1 protein-coding gene (running past one end of the window) is annotated in these 19,589 nt (G+C 69.6%); it reads left to right on the top strand.

Going from position 1 to position 19,589, the window contains the following annotated elements; genetic code table 11:
* A protein-coding gene (locus SK571_RS16715) for a non-ribosomal peptide synthase/polyketide synthase (protein ID WP_319985005.1) crosses the window boundary here: on the top strand, positions 1-19,442 show its 3' portion. It extends 11,440 nt beyond the left edge of the window; only the last 19,442 of its 30,882 coding nucleotides appear in the window; its start codon lies beyond the left edge, outside the window; its stop codon occupies positions 19,440-19,442.
* Positions 19,443-19,589 lie beyond the last annotated feature (147 nt).

Here is a 19,589-nt window from a genome sequence, read left to right as displayed (position 1 = left end):
TCGGCGACCACCCGGATGTGCGTGATGTCGTTGTGGTGGCGCGAGATGGTGGTCCGCACGGTGGCAAGCGGCTCGTCGCCTACGTCGTCGCAGAGGGCGCATTCAGTGGTTCGGCGTTGCGGTCGTGGTTGCGCGAGCGCGTGCCGGATTACCTGGTGCCGTCGGTGTTCGTGGCGTTGGATCGCCTTCCGCTGACGCCGAACGGGAAGGTGGACCGGCGCGGTCTGCCCGAGCCCGAGCCGGAGACGACGGGCGAGGCCTACGTCGCGCCCCGGACCGCTGCCGAGGAGACCCTCGCGGCGGTGTGGAGCGGTGTGCTCGGTGTCGACCGTGTCGGTGTGCACGACAACTTCTTCGAGCTGGGCGGCGACTCGATCCTGAGTCTGCAGATCGTGGCCCGTACCCGTGCTGCTGGTCTGGGTGTGGACGTGGCGGACGTGTTCGCCCACCAGACCGTCGCCGCACTGGCCGCCGTCGTGCGGGACACGCCGGCGGTGACGCTGGCCGAGCAGGGCGTCGTCACCGGACCTGTGCCGTTGACGCCGATCCAGCACTGGTTCCTGGCCCAGGACATCCCGGACCGGGACCACTGGAACTGGTCGGGCATGTTCGAGCTGGCGCCGGGCACCGACCCGGAAAGGCTGGGGCGGGCACTCGGCGTCCTGGTCGCTCATCACGACGCGCTGCGCATCCGTTTCACGCCGGAAAGCCAGTACCAGGCGCCGGTCGACGGCAGCGCGTTGTTGCGGGTGGTGGAGGGCGACGAGGCCGTGGTCGCGGAGATGACCGTCGCGCAGACGTCGTTGCGCCTGGCCGATGGCCCGCTGGTGGCCGCCGTGTTCTTCGACCGCGGTGATCAGCCCGCGTGGCTCGGCCTGACCGTGCACCACCTCGTGATGGACGGGGTGTCGTGGAACGTGGTGCTGGAAGACCTCGACGCGGTCTACGCGGGCCGGGAGCTCGGGCCGAAGACGACTTCGTTCCAGCAGTGGGCCGAGGTGTTGCAGGACTTGAACGCTCAGGGCGAGCGGGAGACCTGGCTGGCCCAGACCGCGGACGTCGTGGCGGTGCCGCAGGACCAGGACGGCCCCAACACCGAGACCTCGGCCGGTGTCGTCCGGTCGTGGCTGGACGCCGGCACCACCGCCGCGCTGCTGGGCGACGCCCACCGCGCCTACCGCACCCAGGCCAACGACCTGCTGCTGGCCGCTCTCGCCCAGGCACTGGGGGAGTGGACGGGTACCGGCCACGTCACGGTGGACCTGGAGAGCCACGGCCGCGAGGCGGTGGCGGACGGCGTGGACCTGTCGCGCACCGTCGGGTACTTCACCTCGATCTTCCCGGTGCGGCTCACGCACGAGAGCGATCCGGCGGCGGCGATCAAGGCCGTCAAGGAGGAGCTGCGGGCCGTGCCGCGCCGCGGTGTCGGCTACGGCGCGTTGCGCTGGCTGCACGGAGATCTGGCCGATGTGCCGGAGCGTCCGGTGCTGTTCAACTACCTGGGTGCGTTCGACGCCGTCGACTCGCTGGGGCTGATCCGCCGGGAACTGCCCGCCGAGCTGGCCGGTCCGAGCGAGGGACCGGGCGGGACGCGTTCGCACGTCCTGCAGATCGAGGCGGAACAGGACGCGGACGGACGCCTGCAGGTCGACTGGCACTTCAGCCACAACCTGCACGACATGGCCACCGTCGAACGTGTCGCCGCGCGCTACGTCGAGGCGTTGCGCGCACTGGTGGCGCACTGCCGATCCGGGGCATCGGGCTTCACGCCGTCGGACTTCCCGCTGGCGTCGCTGACCCAGCCGGAGGTCGACGGGCTTTCGGAGCGTTACCCGCTGGTGGACGTGCATCGGCTGGCGCCGGTGCAGTCGGGCATGTTGTTCGGTGTCGCGGGTTCTCCTGTCGACGGGCTCTACTGGGGCCAGGGGGTCTACGACCTGACGGGGCCGATCGACGCCGACCGATTGGCCGAGGCTTGGCGTTCGGTGATCTCCCGGCATGCCGCGTTGCGCAGCGGGTTCGTGTGGGAGGGCGTCAGCGAACCGGTGCAGGTCGTGCTGGCCGATGTGGACGTTCCGCTCGAGCGACGGGACTGGTCTCGGCTCGGCGACGCCGAGCAGCAGGAACGCCTGCGGGTGCTCCTGGACGAGGATCGCGCGCTGGGCTTCGACCTCGCCGCGCCGCCGCTGACCCGCCTGTACCTGGTGGACCGCGGCGAGAGCCGGTTGTGGCTGGTGTGGGGGCTGTACCAGGGTTTGTGCGACGGGTGGAGCCTGCCCGTCGTCATGGACGAGGTGTCCGCCCTCTACCAGGGCCGGACGCTGGAGCCGGTGCGGTCCTACCGGGACTTCATCGCGTGGCTGGGCCGGCGCGACCCGGCCGAGTCCGAAGGGTTCTGGCGCGAGTACCTGGGCGGTTTCGAGGCTCCCACGGCACTTCCGGCCGATCGGCCGGCCGCGAACCACTACGACCAGGACCGGCGTCGCCTGCGCCTGGACGAGACCGTCACGGGCAGGCTGGTCGAGCTGGCCCGCCGCGAGCGCGTGACGTTGTCGACGGTCGTCCAGGCGGCGTGGGCACTGCTGCTGTCGACGTACTCGGGTGACGACGACGTGATCTTCGGCCTGACCGTCTCCGGCCGTCCGGCCGACCTGGCCGGGGTCGAGTCGATGGTCGGGTTGTTCATCAACACGCTGCCGGTCCGGGCCGAGGTGCCGGCGGACACGACGTTCGCCGCGTGGCTGCCGAGGTTGCAGGACAACCAGGTTGCGCTGCAGCGGTTCGAGTTCACGCCGTTGGTGGACGTGCAGCGGTGGTCTTCCGTGCCGCACGGCCGGGCGTTGTTCGACTCCATCGTGGTCTTCGGCAACTACCCGCAGGAGGAGCTGCCGGAGGACCTGGGTGGGGTGCAGGCCGCCGACTCGGTGGAGCAGGGCAACTACCCGCTCACCTTCGCCGTCGACCTGGAGCGCACGCTGCGCGTCGAGGCGGAGTTCTCGACGGCCGCGTTCGACGCGGTCACGGTCGAGCGGATCCTCGACCAGCTCGCCGTCGTGCTGACCGCGGTGGCGGAGCGGCCGGACCTGGCCGTCCGGGACGTGCCGGTGCAGCGTCCCGGCCAGGCCGCGGAGTTGGTGGCGTGGGGCGCGACCCCTGTGCCCTCCGCCGAGCCGCCGGTGCCGGACCTGATCGCCGGTCGGGTGTCGTCCGAGGTCGCCGTGGTGTGCGGCGATGAGCAGCTGACGTTCGCCGAGCTCAACGCCCGAGCCGATGCCCTTGCCACGCGTCTGCGCCGCGCTGGTGTCACGGTGGGATCACCGGTCGCCGTGCTGGTGCCGCGTGGTCTTGAGCTGGCGGTGGCGTTCCAGGGCGTGTTGCGCTCTGGCGGCGTGTACGTGCCGATCAATCCTGGGCTTCCCGCTGAACGGCTGGCGTTCCTGCTGGCCGATGCCGGTGTGGTCGCGGCCGTCACGACGTCGGCTCTGGACGGTTTCGCCGGGGAAGTGCTGCTGGTGGACGACGAGTCCGCGGTCGTCGGCGAGCTTGCTCCGGTCGACCCGAACTCGTTGGCGTACATCGCTTACACGTCGGGTTCGACGGGCCGTCCGAAGGGTGTGGCGGTGACGCACGCCGCGTTGTCGTCGTACGTGGCCGGGTGGCGTGACGGGCTGCGTGCGCTGGGCGGTCCGGGCACGGTGTTGTCGATGTCGGGCCCTGGGTTCGACGTGTCGATCGGGGACATGACTCGGGCGTTGGCGTTCGGACAGCGCGTCGTGTTCCTGCCGCACGACGAGCACGTGACGGTGGAGTCGTTGCACCGCACTCTGATCGACCACGACGTCGAGGTCGCGGAGATCGTGCCCGGCATGTTGTTGCGTGACCTGGCGGCGTTCAGCCGGACGGCTGGGCCGGTGGAGAGCCTTCGTCTGGTGATCTCCGGTACGGACATGTGGACGCATGACGCGTTGACGGCCGCTGTGCGCGAGGTGGCGCCGAATGCCGTTCCGGGCAACGTGTTCGGCGTGACCGAGGCGGCGATCGACTCGATCTTCCACGCCGTGACCGACGACCATCCTGCCGCTGTGGTGCCGATCGGCACGCCGTTGGCGGGGGCCCGGGCCTTCGTGGTGGACGGGTCGTTGCGACCGGCGCCGGTGGGCGTTCCGGGTGAGTTGCTGGTCGGTGGTTCCGGTGTGGCCCAGGGGTATGTGGGCCGGCCTGACCTGACGGCCGAGAGGTTCGTCCCCGATGTGTTCACGGGTTCTGGTGAGCGGTTGTACCGGACCGGTGACCGGGCTCGGTGGCGTGCGGACGGGACGATCGAGTTCCTGGGTCGTGTCGACGAGCAGGTGAAGATCCGTGGTTACCGGGTCGAGCCCGGTGAGGTCGAGGTCGTCCTCGGTGACCACCCGGACGTGCGTGATGTCGTTGTGGTGGCTCGTGAAGGTGGGCCTCACGGTGGCAAGCGTCTTGTCGCGTACGTCGTGGCGGAGGGTGAGTTCAGTGGTTCGGCGTTGCGGTCGTGGTTGCGCGAGCGGGTGCCGGACTACCTCGTCCCGTCGGTGTTCGTGGCGTTGGATCGCCTTCCGCTGACGCCGAACGGGAAGGTGGACCGGCGAGGTCTGCCGGACCCCGAGCCGGAGACGACGGGCGAGGCCTACGTCGCGCCCCGGACCGCTGCGGAGGAGACCCTCGCGGCGGTGTGGAGCGGTGTGCTCCGTGTCGACCGTGTCGGCGTGCAGGACAACTTCTTCGAGCTGGGTGGCGACTCGATCCTGAGTCTGCAGATCGTGGCTCGGATTCGTGCCGCCGGCCTGGGTGTGGACGTGGCGGACGTGTTCGCCCACCAGACCATCGCCGAACTCGCCATGGCCGTGCGCGACGCTCCGGTGGAGTCGTCGGCCGAGCAGGGCGTGGTCACCGGCCCGATTCCGTTCACACCGATCCAGCACTGGTTCCTGGCCCAGGACATCCCGGACCGGGACCACTGGAACTGGTCGGGCATGTTCGAGCTGGCACCGGGCACCGATCCTGGCCGGCTCGGGCGGGCGCTCGACGCACTTGTCGCGCACCACGACGCGTTGCGCATCCGGTTCACGCCCGATGGCCAGCACAACGCCGGTGTTGATGCCGCCGAGGTTCTCCGCGTCGTTGCTGTGGATGACGTCACTGCGGAGATGACCGCGGCGCAGAAGTCGTTGCGGTTGGCCGATGGCCCGCTTCTCGCCGCTGTCTACTTCGACCGCGGCGACCAGCCCGCGTGGCTCGGCTTGACCGTTCATCACCTGGTGATGGACGGCGTCTCGTGGAACGTTCTGCTGGAGGACCTCGACACCGCCTATCAAGGCAGTTCGCTCCCGTCGAAGACGACCTCGTTCCAGGCGTGGGCCGAGCAGCTCCAGACCATCGACGCCGCGGAGGAGCGCGACCACTGGGCCGCTACGACGGCGGACGTCACGGTCGTTCCGGTGGACGGGCACGGGCCGAACTCCGAGGCGTCCGGTGCGGTCGTGCAGTCGTGGCTTGATGCCGAGACGACGGCGGCGTTGCTCGGTGACGCGCACAAGGCGTACCGCACGCAGGGCAATGATCTGCTCCTGACTGCTCTTGCCCAGGCATTGGGTGAGTGGGCTGGTAGCGATCACGTGACGATCGATCTGGAGAGCCACGGCCGTGAAGGCGCGGACCTGTCTCGCACGGTCGGCTGGTTCACCTCGATCTTCCCGGTTCGGTTGAGCCGTCACGACGAACCCGGTGCGGCGATCAAGGCCGTGAAGGAGGAGCTGCGGTCGGTTCCGCGCCGCGGTGTCGGCTACGGCGCGTTGCGCTGGCTGCACGGAGAGCTGGCCGACGTGCCGGATCGTCCGGTGTTGTTCAACTACCTCGGGGCGTACGACGCCGTCGACTCGGCGGGGCTGATCCGCCGGGAACTGCCCGCGGACCTGGCCGGGCCCAGTGAGGGTGAGGGCGGGACGCGCTCGCACCTGTTGCAGCTCGAGGTGCAGCAGACCGCCGACGGGCGGCTGTCGATCGAGTGGTTCCACTCAGGCGCTGTGCACGACACCGCCAGCGTCGAACGGGTTGCCGCCCGGTACGTCGAGGCCTTGCGCGCACTGGTCGCGCATTGCCGGTCCGCCAGCGGGTTCACGCCTTCGGACTTCCCGTTGGCGGCACTGGCCCAGCGAGAGGTCGACCTGCTGGCGGAGCGCTATCCGCTGGCGGACGTGTACCGGTTGGCGCCGGTGCAGTCGGGCATGTTGTTCGGTGTCGTGGGCTCTTCCGTCGACGGCCTCTACTGGGCGCAGAACGTCTACGAGCTGGCCGGCCCGATCGACGCCGGGCGGCTGGCGGCGGCGTGGCGTGCGGTGGTCGGCCGGCACGCGCCGCTGCGGAGCGGGTTCGTGTGGGAAGGCGTCAGCGAACCGGTGCAGGTCGTGCCGGTCGACGTCGACGTGCCGCTGACGACCCATGACTGGTCGGGTCTCGACGAGGCCGCCCAACAGGTCCGGCTCCAGGAGCTCCTGGACCACGACCGCGCACTCGGGTTCGATCTCGCTCACCCGCCGCTCATCCGGCTCTACCTCGTCGACCGGGGCAACGGGCGGAACTGGCTCGTGTGGGGCCTGTACCAAGGGTTGTGCGACGGGTGGAGCCTGCCCGTCGTCATGGACGAGGTGTCCGTCGCCTACCAGCGGCAGGCGTTGCCGCCGGTGCGGCCGTACCGCGACTACATCGCGTGGCTCGGTCAGCGTGATCCCGCTGCCACGGAAGGGTTCTGGCGCACCTACCTGGACGGCTTCGAGGCACCGACGGCACTCCCGGTGGACCGGCTGGCCGCGAGCCACTACGCCCAGGACCGCCGGCGCACACACCTGAGCGAGGCCGTCACGGCCGGGCTGGTGGACTTGGCGCGACGTGAGCGCGTGACGTTGTCGACGGTCGTGCAGGCGGCGTGGGCCAAGGTGTTGTCCGCGTCGTCCGGCGAGGACGACGTGGTGTTCGGCCTGACCGTGTCGGGCCGTCCGGCTGATCTGGCCGGGGTGGAGTCGATGGTCGGCTTGTTCATCAACACGCTGCCGGTGCGGGCCGCGGTGCCTGCCGACACGTCGTTCGCCGCGTGGTTGCCCGCGCTGAGGGACAACCAGGTTGCGCTGCAACGGTTCGAGCACACGCCGTTGGTGGACGTGCAGCGGTGGTCTGCCGTGCCGCACGGCCGAGCGTTGTTCGACAGCATCGTGGTGTTCGGCAACTTCCCCCAGGAGGAGCTGCCGGAGGACCTGGGCGGGGTGCAGGCCACCGAGTCGGTGGAACAGGGCAACTACCCGCTCACCTTCGCGGTCGACCTGGAGACCACGCTCAAGATCGAGGCCGAGTTCTCCACGGCCGCCTTCGACGCCGCCACCGTCGAGCGGATCCTCGACCAGCTGGTGGTCGTGCTCACGGTTGTCGCGGAACAGCCGGAGCTCGCGGTCGGCGACGTGCCGTTGCAGCGCCCCGAGCAGGCGGCGGAGTTGGTGGCGTGGGGGAGGACGCCGGAACCGGTGACCGAACTGCCGGTGCCCGACCTCGTCGGCGGCTGGGCTCACGCGACGCCGGATGCCGTGGCGGTGGTGTGCGGTGAGGAGAGCCTCACGTTCGCTCGGCTGGGCGCTCGGGCCGACGCGCTGGCCGCACGGCTGCAAAGGGCCGGCGTGGCGGTGGGGTCGCCGGTGGCGGTCGTGGTGCCGCGCGGAATCGAGCTGGCGGTGGCGTTCCAGGGCGTGTTGCGCTCTGGCGGCGTGTACGTGCCGATCAATCCTGGGCTTCCTGCCGAACGGCTCGCGTTCCTGCTGGCCGATGCCGGTGTGGTCGCCGCTGTCACGACCTCGGCTTTGGGCGGCTTCACCGGAGAAGTGCTGCTGGTGGACGACGTGTCCGCGGAGCCTGGTGAACCGCTTGCCCCGGTCGCCCCGAACGCCCTGGCGTACATCGCTTACACGTCGGGCTCGACGGGCCGCCCCAAGGGGGTGGCGGTGACCCATGCCGCGTTGTCGTCGTACGTGGCGGGATGGCGTGCCGGGCTCGCCGACCTGGGCGGTCCGGGTGCGGTGTTGTCGATGTCGGGTCCTGGGTTCGACGTGTCGATCGGGGACATGACGCGGGCGTTGGCGTTCGGTCAGCGCGTCGTGTTCTTGCCGCACGACGAGCACGTGACGGTGGAGTCGTTGCACCACACCTTGGTCGAGCACTCGGTCGAGGTCGCGGAGATCGTGCCCGGCATGCTCCTGCGAGATCTGGCGGCCCACTCCCGGACCGCGGGGCCGGTGGAAAGCCTCCGCCTGGTGATCTCCGGTACCGACCTGTGGACGCATGACGCGTTGACGACCGCGGTGGCGGAGGTGGCGCCGAACGCGGTGCCGGGCAACGTCTTCGGTGTGACCGAGGCGGCGATCGACTCGATCTTCCACCCGGTGGGTGAGGATCGTTCCGCCGCCGTGGTGCCGATCGGCAGGCCTTTGGCGGGTGCTCAGGCGTATGTGGTGGACGGGTCGTTGCGGCCGGTTCCGGTGGGTGTCCCGGGTGAGTTGCTGGTCGGTGGTTCCGGTGTGGCCCAGGGGTATGTGGGGCGTCCGGATCTGACGGCGGAGCGGTTCGTGCCCGGTGTGGCCGGTGAGCGGTTGTACCGCACCGGTGACCGGGCGCGGTGGCGTGCGGACGGCACGATCGAGTTCCTCGGGCGGGTCGACGAGCAGGTCAAGATCCGCGGCTACCGGGTCGAACCCGGTGAGGTCGAGGTCGTCCTCGGTGATCACCCCGATGTGCGTGATGTCGTCGTGGTGGCCAGGGATGGCGGCCCGCACGGCGGCAAGCGGCTCGTTGCGTACGTTGTGGCTGAGAGGGAGTTCAGCGGTTCGGTTCTGCGGTCTTGGCTGCGGGAGCGGGTGCCGGACTACCTGGTGCCGTCCGTGTTCGTGGCGCTGGACCGCCTTCCGCTGACGCCGAACGGAAAGGTGGACCGCAGAGGACTGCCCGACCCCGAGCCCGAGACGTCCGGCGTGGCGTACGTCGCGCCGAGGACCGCTGCCGAGGAAGTCCTGGCGGCCGTCTGGTCACAGGTTCTCGGTGCGGAACGTGTTGGCGTGCATGACAACTTCTTCGAGCTGGGCGGAGACTCGATCCTGAGTCTGCAGATCGTGGCGCGTACCCGTGCCGCCGGTCTGGGTGTGGACGTGGCGGACGTGTTCGCCCACCAGACCATCGGCGAACTCGCTCTCGTCGTACGTGATGCCCCGGCGGAGTCGCTGGCCGAGCAGGGTGTCGTCACAGGCCCGATTCCGTTCACGCCGATCCAGCGCTGGTTCCTGGCTCAGGACATCCCCGACCGGGACCACTGGAACTGGTCGGGCATGTTCGAGCTCGCACCGGGCACCGATCCCGGTCGCCTCGCGTCGGCGTTGGACGCTGTGCTGGCGCACCACGACGCGTTGCGCATCCGGTTCACCCCGGACGGCCAGTACAACGCGCCGGTGGAGACCGGGTTCCTGCGTGTGGTCGAGGGCGACCACGACGTGGTCGCGGAGATGACCGTGGCGCAGAAGTCGTTGCGGCTGGCCGATGGCCCGCTGGTGGCGGCTGTGTTCTTCGATCGTGGTCCGCAGCCTGCGTGGCTCGGCTTGACGGTGCACCACCTGGTGATGGACGGGGTGTCGTGGAACATCCTGCTGGAGGACCTCGACGTCGCCTACCGGGGTGGTGTGCTGGCGCCGAAGACGACGTCGTTCAAGGCGTGGGCCGAACAGCTCCAGACCATCGACATCGCCGGCGAACGTGAGCACTGGGTTGCGGCGACCGCGGACGTGGTCGCGCTTCCGGCGGACGGCGACGGACCGAACACGGATGCGTCCGAGGCGATCGTGCAGTCGTGGCTGGATGCCGAGACGACGGCGACTCTGCTCGGTGACGCGCACAAGGCGTATCGGACGCAGGGCAACGACCTGTTGCTGACGGCTCTTGCCCAGGCTTTGGGGGAGTGGAGCGGTGGTGACCACGTCACGATCGATCTGGAGAGCCACGGCCGTGAAGGTGCGGATCTGTCGCGCACGGTCGGTTGGTTCACGTCGATCTTCCCGGTTCGGTTGAGCCGTCACGACGAACCTGATGCGGCGATCAAGGCGGTCAAGGAGGAGTTGCGCGCTGTTCCGCGTCTTGGTGTGGGCTATGGCGCGTTGCAACTGGTCGATGTGCCGGATCGGCCGGTGCTGTTCAACTACCTCGGCGCGTACGACAGGAATGACGACTCGACTGGGCTGATCCGTCGTGAGCTGGATGGTGCTCTCGCCGGTCCGAGCGAGGGCGAGGGTGGAACCCGGTCGCACCTGCTCCAGCTCGAGGTGCAGCAGACCGCTGACGGCCGGTTGTCGATCGAGTGGTTCCACTCGACCAACCGGCACGACACCACCACCGTCGAGCGGGTCGCGGCCAGGTACGTCGAGGCGTTGCGCGAGTTGGTCGCGCATTGCCGGTCGGCCGGTGGCTTCACGCCGTCCGACTTCCCGCTGGCGTCGCTGACCCAGCCCGAGGTCGACGGGCTTTCGGAGCGTTATCCGCTGGTGGACGTGTACCGGTTGGCGCCGGTGCAGTCGGGCATGTTGTTCGGTGTCGTCGGTTCTCCTGTCGACGGGCTCTACTGGGGGCAAAGCGTTTACGACCTCGCGGGCCCGATCGACGTGGAGCGGTTCGAGGCGGCTTGGCGTGCGGTGATCACCCGGCACGCGTCCCTGCGGAGCGGCTTCGTGTGGGAGGGCGTGGCGGAGCCGGTTCAGGTGGTGCTCGGCGATGTCGAGATGCCGTTGACGGTCCACGACTGGTCCGGGCTCGACGAGGCCGCACAACAGGTGCGGCTGGAAGAGCTGCTGGCGGACGACCGCGCGCTCGGCTTCGACCTGGCCCGGCCGCCGTTGATGCGGCTTTACGTCGTGGACAGGGGCGACGGGCAGAACTGGCTCGTCTGGGGGCTGTACCAGGGTTTGTGCGACGGGTGGAGCCTGCCCGTCGTCATGGACGAGGTCACCGCCGCCTACCAGGGCAGCGCGCTCGAACCGACCCGGCCCTACCGGGACTTCATCGCGTGGCTCGACGGGCGTGACCCGGCCGAGCCGGAAGCCTTCTGGCGCGAGTACCTGAGTGGGTTCGAGGCGCCGACTCCGCTGCCCGCCGATCGTCTGGCCGCGAGCCACTACGCCCAGGACCGCCGGCGCACGCACCTCGACGAGGATGTGACCGCCGAACTGGTGGCGCTGGCCCGGCGCGAGCGCGTCACGTTGTCGACGGTCGTGCAGGCCGCGTGGGCCAAGGTCCTCGCGGACACCTCCGGTGAGGACGACGTGGTGTTCGGCCTGACCGTGTCTGGCCGTCCGGCCGATCTGGCCGGGGTGGAGTCGATCGTCGGACTGTTCATCAACACGCTGCCGGTCCGGACGGTCGTGCCCGCGGACGCGCCGTTCACGTCGTGGCTGCACGACCTGCGGGACAACCAGGTTGCGCTGCAACGGTTCGAGTTCACGCCGTTGGTGGACGTGCAGCGGTGGTCTGCCGTGCCGCACGGCCGTTCGTTGTTCGACTCCATCGTGGTGTTCGGCAACTACCCGCAGGAGGAGCGGCCGGAGGACCTGGGCGAGGACTGGTTGCAGGCCACCGAGTCGGTCGAGCAGGGCAACTACCCGCTCACCTTCGCGGTCGACCTGGAGGCCACGCTCAAGATCGAGGCCGAGTTCTCCACAGCGGCGTTCGACGCGGTCACGGTCGGACGGATCCTCGACCAGCTGGTGGTCGTGCTGACCGCGGTGGCGCAGCGGCCGGGCCTGCGGGTGCGGGACATCCCCTTGCAGCGCCCGGCGCAGGCTGCCGAGATCGTCGAGTGGGGGAGCACGGCTCCGCCCGCGGCTGAGCTGCCGGTGCCGGACCTGATCGCCGGGTGGTCCTCTTCCGAGGTCGCGGTGATCTGTGGTGACGACCGGCTCACGTTCGCCGAGCTGGGCGATCGGGCCGATGCCCTGGCCGCCCGCCTCCAGCAGGCCGGTGTGACAGTCGGATCGCCGGTCGCCGTGGTGGTGCCGCGTGGGATCGACCTCGCGGTGGCCTTCCAGGGCGTGCTGCGTGCCGGCGGTGTCTACGTGCCGGTCAACCCGGGGCTTCCCGCGGAACGTCTTGCGTTCCTGCTGGCCGATGTCGGCGCCGTTGTCGCCGTCACGACCGGGGCTCTGGCCGGCTTCACCGGCGAGGTGCTGGTGCTGGACGACGCGTCGCCGGTGTTCGACGCGGTGCCGGTCCGCATTGATCCCGGCGCGTTGGCTTACGTGGCTTACACGTCTGGCTCGACGGGCCGCCCGAAGGGGGTGGCGGTGACCCATGGCGCGCTTTCGTCGTACGTGGCCGGGTGGCGTGACGGGCTGCGCGCGTTGGGTGGCCCGGGCCCGGTGTTGTCGATGTCGGGTCCTGGGTTCGACGTGTCCATCGGTGACATGACGCGTGCGTTGGCGTTCGGGCAGACCGTGGTCTTCCTGCCGCACGACGAGCACGTTTCGGTCGAGTCGCTGCACCACACCCTGCGCACGCACGACGTGGCGATCGCGGAGATCGTGCCGGGCATGCTCCTGCGCGACCTGGCGGCGCACTGCCGCACGGCCGGTCCCGTGGACAGCTTGCGGCTGGTGATCTCGGGTACGGACATGTGGACGCATGACGCGTTGACTTCGGCGGTGGCGGAGGTGGCGCCGAACGCGGTGCCGGGCAACGTGTTCGGTGTGACCGAGGCGGCGATCGACTCGATCTTCCACGCCGTGACCGGTGACCACCCTGCCGCCGTGGTGCCGATCGGCACGCCGTTGGCGGGTGCGCAGGCCTTCGTGGTGGACGGGTCGTTGCGACCAGTGCCGGTGGGCGTGCCTGGTGAGTTGCTGGTCGGCGGTCCGGGTGTGGCCCAAGGTTATGTGGGACGGCCTGACCTGACTTCGGAGCGGTTCGTTCCCGACGTGTTCGGTGGTTCCGGCGGTCGGTTGTACCGGACCGGTGACCGGGCTCGGTGGCGCGCCGACGGGACGATCGAGTTCCTGGGTCGTGTCGACGAGCAGGTGAAGATCCGTGGTTACCGGGTCGAGCCCGGTGAGGTCGAGGTCGTCCTCGGTGATCACCCCGATGTGCGTGATGTTGTTGTGGTGGCTCGTGATGGTGGTCCGCACGGTGGCAAGCGGCTGGTGGCGTACGTCGTCGCGGAAGGGGAGTTCAGCGGTTCGGCGTTGCGTGCCTGGCTGCGGGAGCGGGTACCGGACTACCTGGTCCCGTCGGTGTTCGTGGCGCTGGACAGGTTGCCGCTGACGCCGAACGGCAAGGTCGACCGGCGAGGACTGCCTGACCCGGAGCCCGAGTCGGCCGGTGAGCAGTACGTCGCACCCCGGACCGCGGCCGAGGAGACCCTCGCCGCGGTGTGGAGCGGTGTGCTGGGCGTCGAACGCGTTGGCGTGCAGGACAACTTCTTCGAGCTGGGCGGCGACTCGATCCTGAGTCTGCAGATCGTGGCTCGGGTTCGTGCCGCCGGACTCGGCATCGACGTGGCGGACGTGTTCGCGCACCAGTCGGTGGCGGAGCTGGCGTCAGCAGTGCGTGACGCTCCGGCGGAGTCGTTGGCCGAGCAGGGTGTGGTGACCGGTCCCGTCCCGATCACGCCGATCCAGCGGTGGTTCCTGGCGCAGGACATCCCTGACCGGGACCACTGGAACTGGTCGGGAATGTTCGAGCTGGCACCCGGTACCGATCCCGATCGGCTGGGCCGGGCGCTCGACGTCCTCGTCGCTCACCACGACGCGCTGCGGATCCGCTTCAGCGCGGATGACCAGTACAACGCTCCGGTCGACGGTGGCGGGCTCCTGCGCGTCACCGACGGAGATGTGGTCGCGGAGATGACGGCGGCGCAGAAGTCGTTGCGCCTGGCCGATGGCCCGCTTCTCGCCGCCGTCTACTTCGACCGCGGCGACCAGCCCGCGTGGCTTGGTCTGACCGTTCATCACCTGGTGATGGACGGCGTCTCGTGGAACGTCCTGCTGGAGGACCTCGACACCGCCTACCAGGGCGGTTCGCTCCCGCCGAAGACGACCTCGTTCCAGCAGTGGGCGTTGCAGCTGCAGGAGGACGATCCCAGCGGTGAACGTGAGCACTGGCTGGCGGCGACCGCGGACGTGGTCGCGCTTCCGGCCGACGCCGGCGGACCGAACGTCGACGCGTCCGAGGCGATCGTGCAGTCGTGGCTGGATGCCGAGACGACGGCGGCGCTGCTCGGCGACGCGCACAAGACGTATCGCACGCAGGGCAACGACCTGTTGCTGACGGCTCTTGCCCAGGCTTTGGGTGAGTGGGCCGGTAGTGATCACGTGACGATCGACCTGGAGAGCCACGGCCGCGAAGGCGCGGACCTGTCTCGCACGGTCGGATGGTTCACCTCGATCTTCCCGGTGCGCCTGACGAACCAGGAGGATCCTGCGACGGCGATCAAGGCCGTGAAGGAAGAGCTCCGCGCGGTTCCGCGTCGTGGTGTCGGCTATGGCGTGTTGCGTTGGTTGCACGGTGAACTGGCCGACGTGCCGGAGCGTCCGGTGTTGTTCAACTACCTCGGCGCGCACGACGGCAACGACGACTCGGCCGGGCTGATCCGTCGTGAGCTGGACGGCGATTTCGCCGGCCCGAGCGAGGGAGAGGGCGGGACGCGGTCGCACCTGTTGCAGCTCGAAGTGCAGCAGACCGCCGACGGACGGCTGTCGATCGAGTGGTTCCACTCCACGAACAACCACGACACCGCCACCGTCGAACGGGTCGCGGCCCGGTACGTCGAGGCGTTGCGCGAACTGGTCGCGCACTGCAGGTCGGCCGTCGGTGGGTTCACGCCGTCGGACTTCCCGCTGGCCACCCTCACCCAGGACGAGGTCGACGGGCTCACGGGACGCCATCCGTCGCTTGTGGACGTTCATCGGCTCGCGCCGGTGCAGTCGGGCATGTTGTTCGGTGTCGTCGGCGCTCCCGACGAGGGGGACGGGCTCTACTGGGGTCAGGGCGTCTACGACCTGGCCGGTCCGATCGACGCCGAACGGCTGGCCGGTGCCTGGCACCAGGTGATCACCCGGCACGCCGCGCTGCGCAGCGGGTTCGTCTGGGAGGGCGTCAGCGAGCCGGTGCAGATCGTGCTGGCCGGCGTCGACGTCCCGCTGACCACCCACGACTGGTCGGATCTCGACGAGGCCGCACAGCAGCTCAAGCTCCAGGAACTGCTGGCGGACGACCGCGCGCTCGGCTTCGACCTCGCCCGGCCGCCGTTGACGCGCCTGTACCTCGTCGACCGGGGCAACGGGCGGAACTGGCTCGTCTGGGGCCTGTACCAGGGTTTGTGCGACGGGTGGAGCCTGCCCGTCGTCATGGACGAGGTGTCCGTCGCCTACCAGCGGCAGGTGTTGCCGCCGGTGCGTCCGTACCGCGACTACATCGCGTGGCTCGGGCAGCGTGATCCCGCTGCCACGGAGGGGTTCTGGCGCACCTACCTGGACGGCTTCGAGGCGCCCACCGTGCTGCCGGTGGATCGTCTGGCCGCGAGCCACTACGCCCAGGACCGCCGGCGCACGCACCTCGAGGAGAACGTCACCGCCAGGCTGGTCGAGCTGGCCCGGCGCGAGCGCGTCACGTTGTCGACGGTCGTGCAGGCGGCGTGGGCCAAGGTCCTGTCCGCGGCCTCGGGTGAGGACGACGTGGTGTTCGGCCTGACCGTGTCGGGCCGCCCGGCCGATCTGGCCGGGGTGGAGTCGATGGTCGGCCTGTTCATCAACACATTGCCCGTGCGGGCCGAGATCCCCGGCAGGACGCCCTTCTCCGCCTGGTTGCACGAGCTGCGCGACAACCAGGTCGCGCTGCAACGGTTCGAGTTCACGCCGCTGGTCGACGTGCAGCGCTGGTCCGCGGTGCCGCACGGCCGCGGCCTGTTCGACAGCATCGTGGTGTTCGGCAACTACCCGCAGGAGGAGGCACCCGCCGACAGCGGCGAGGAGTGGGCCGACGCGGTCGAATCCGTCGAGCAGGGCAACTACCCGCTCACCTTCGCGGTCGACCTGGAGTCCACGCTCAAGATCGAGGCCGAGTTCTCCACGGCCGCCTTCGACGCCGCCACCGTCGAGCGCGTTCTCGACCAGCTCGTCGTCGTCCTCACCGCGGTCGCCCACGAGCCGGAACTGGCCGTCGCCGACCTGCCGTTGCAGCGTCCGGAGCAGGCCGCGCGGCTCGTGGCGCAGGGCGAGACCCCGGCGCCGATCGCCGAACCGCCGGTGCCCGAGCTGATCCACGGCTGGGCGCGCACCGGCGCCGTGGCCGCGAAGTGCGGCGACGAGCGCCTGACGTTCGCCGAACTGGACGCCCGCTCCGCCGGACTGGCGGCACGGCTCCGGCGCGCCGGCGTGACGGCGGAGTCGCCGGTGGCGGTGCTGGTGCCGCGCGGGATCGACCTGGCGATCGCCTTCCAGGGCGTGCTGCGCAGCGGCGGTGTGTACGTGCCGGTTAACCCCGGCCTGCCAGGCGAACGTCTCGCGTTCCTGCTCGCGGACGCGGGTGCCGTCGCGGTGGTCACCACCGAGGGCCTCGCCGGCGAGCTGGCCGGGTTCGCCGGCGAGGTGCTCGTGCTGGACGGCACGGTCGTCGACGACCTGCCGGTGCGGATCGACCCGGACGCGTTGGCGTACATCGCTTACACGTCGGGGTCGACCGGACGGCCGAAGGGAGTGGCCGTGACCCATGGCGCACTCTCGTCGTACGTGGCGGGATGGCGTGACGGACTCGCCGATCTGGGCGGTCCGGGTGCGGTGTTGTCGATGTCGGGCCCCGGTTTCGACGTGTCGATCGGCGACATGACCCGCGCACTGGCGTTCGGGCAGACGGTGGTGTTCCTGCCGCACGACGAACACGTGTCCGTGGAGTCGTTGCACAGCACGCTTTCCGGTGACGGCGTGGCGATCGCCGAGATCGTTCCGGGCATGCTCCTGCGCGACCTGGCGGCGCACTGCCGGACGGCCGGTCCCGTCGACAGCCTGCGGCTGGTGATCTCGGGTACGGACATGTGGACGCATGACGCGTTGACCTCGGCGGTGGCGGAGGTGGCGCCGAACGCGGTGCCGGGCAACGTGTTCGGTGTGACCGAGGCGGCCATCGACTCGATCTTCCACCCGGTGGCGGAGGACCACCCGCAAGCCGTGGTGCCCATCGGCACTCCGCTGGCCGGAGCCCGCGCCGTCATCGTCGACGACGCGCTGCGGCCGGCTCCCGTCGGTGTTCCCGGCGAGCTGCTGGTCGGTGGTCCGGGTGTGGCGCGTGGCTACGTGAACCGGCCTGACCTGACCGCGGAACGGTTCGTGCCGGACGTCTTCGGCCCGGCTGGTGGCCGGCTCTACCGGACCGGTGACCGGGCGCGGTGGCGTGCGGACGGGACGATCGAGTTCCTGGGTCGTGTCGACGAGCAGGTGAAGATCCGTGGTTACCGGGTCGAACCGGGTGAGGTCGAGGTCGTCCTCGGTGATCACCCCGGTGTGCGTGATGTCGTTGTGGTGGCTCGTGATGGCGGCCCGCACGGCGGTAAGCGGCTCGTGGCGTACGTCGTCGCAGAAGGCGAGTTCAGCTCGAAGGAACTCCGGACCTGGCTGCGCGAGCGCGTGCCGGACCACCTCGTCCCATCGGTGTTCGTGGCGCTGGAGTCGGTGCCGCTCACGCCGAACGGCAAGGTCGACCGCAAAGGGCTGCCCGACCCCGAGCCGGAGACGGCGGCCGAGGTCTTCGAGGCACCGCGGACGTCCGTGGAGGACGTGCTGGCCGAGGTGTGGTCGCAGGTGCTGGGCCTCGAACGCGTTGGCGTGCACGACAACTTCTTCGAACTCGGCGGCGACTCGATCCTGAGCCTGCAGATCGTGGCACGCACTCGTGCCGCCGGCCTGGGCGTCGACGTGGCGGACGTGTTCGAACACCAGACCATCGCCGAACTGGCCCCTGTCGTGCGGGACACCCCGACCGCCATGCTGGCGGAACAGGGTGTCGTCACCGGTCCCGTCCCGCTCACCCCGATCCAGCACTGGTTCGTCGAGCAGGACATCCCGGACCGCGATCACTGGAACTGGTCCGGCGTGTACGAACTGGCTTCCGGCACCGACCCGGAGAAACTCGCGCGGGCGCTCGACGCCGTCATCGCCCATCACGACGCCCTGCGCATCAGGTTCCGCCGGGACGGCGACACCTGGGTGCAGGACAACGACGGTGAGCTGACTCAGGTCCTGCGCGTTGTCACCGCCGGGGACGACGACGAGGTCGTGGCGCACATGACCGAGGCGCAGATGTCCTTGAGCCTGGCGGACGGTCCGCTCGTGGCCGCGCTCTACTTCGACCGCGGCGCGGAACCGGCCTGGCTGGGGCTCACCGCGCACCACCTCGTCATGGACGGCGTGGCGTGGAACGTCCTGCTGGAGGACCTGGACACCGCTTACCAGGGTGGTCTGCTCGGGCCGAAGACGACGTCGTACCAGCAGTGGGCCGAAGTGCTGCGCGACGACAACCCGGAAGCCGAACGCGCTCACTGGGCCGCGCAGACGGAGCGGGTCATGGTGGTGCCCGTCGACGGCCACGGTGCGAACACCGAGGCGTCGGCCGACACCGTCCGCACCTGGCTGGACGCGAAGTCCACCGAGGTCTTGCTCGGTGAGGCCCACAAGGCCTACCGCACGCAGATCAACGACCTGCTGCTGGCCGCGCTCGTCAGGACGCTGGGCGAGTGGGCGGGCACCGGCGACGTCACGATCGACCTCGAGAGCCACGGCCGCGAGGCGATCGCCGACGGAGTCGACCTGTCCCGCACCGTCGGCTGGTTCACGTCGATCTTCCCGGTGCGCCTGCGTCACCAGCGTTTCGGTGACGACGGTGAGCTGATCAAGACGGTCAAGGAACAGCTGCGCACCGTGCCGCGCCGTGGCGTCGGCTACGGAGTCCTCCGGTATCTGGAACGCGACGACAATGTTGTCGAAGCACCTGCGCGGCCTGTTTTGTTCAACTATCTTGGAGCGTTCGACGCAGCGGGCGACGACGCGGTCGGCCTGATTCGCGAAGAACTTTCCGCTGACCTGTGCGGACCGACGGAGAACGAACAGGGGAACCGTTCCCACCTGCTGCACATCGAAGCGGAGCAAACGTCGGACGGCCGGCTCCTGGTCGAGTGGTATTTCAGCACCAACGTGCACCGGGAGGCGACCGTGCAGCGGCTCGCGGCCCGCTACGTGACCGTGCTGAAGGAGCTGGTCGAGCACTGCCAGTCCGGAGCCGGCGGCGTGACTCCGTCCGACTTCCCGCTGGCCAACATCGATCAAGCGAGTCTCGCCGCCGTGCTGAAGCAGATGGGAGGGTGATCAAGTACAGCTCGGGGGCATCTAGCGCACTGGGCTCTGCGCATCTGGGGGAATGAATTACACGGTGATGAACGGTTCTATTCGGCGTGCCATTTTAAATCAATCATGGCCGCCGCGAATGACCCTCATGTGAATGTCTTATGACTG

Source organism: Lentzea kristufekii, assembly GCF_033949925.1.
Taxonomy (GTDB): Bacteria; Actinomycetota; Actinomycetes; order Mycobacteriales; family Pseudonocardiaceae; genus Lentzea; species Lentzea kristufekii.
The sequence above is the reverse complement of the archived record's forward strand: the minus strand, read 5'-3'. Positions and strand labels throughout refer to the sequence as shown.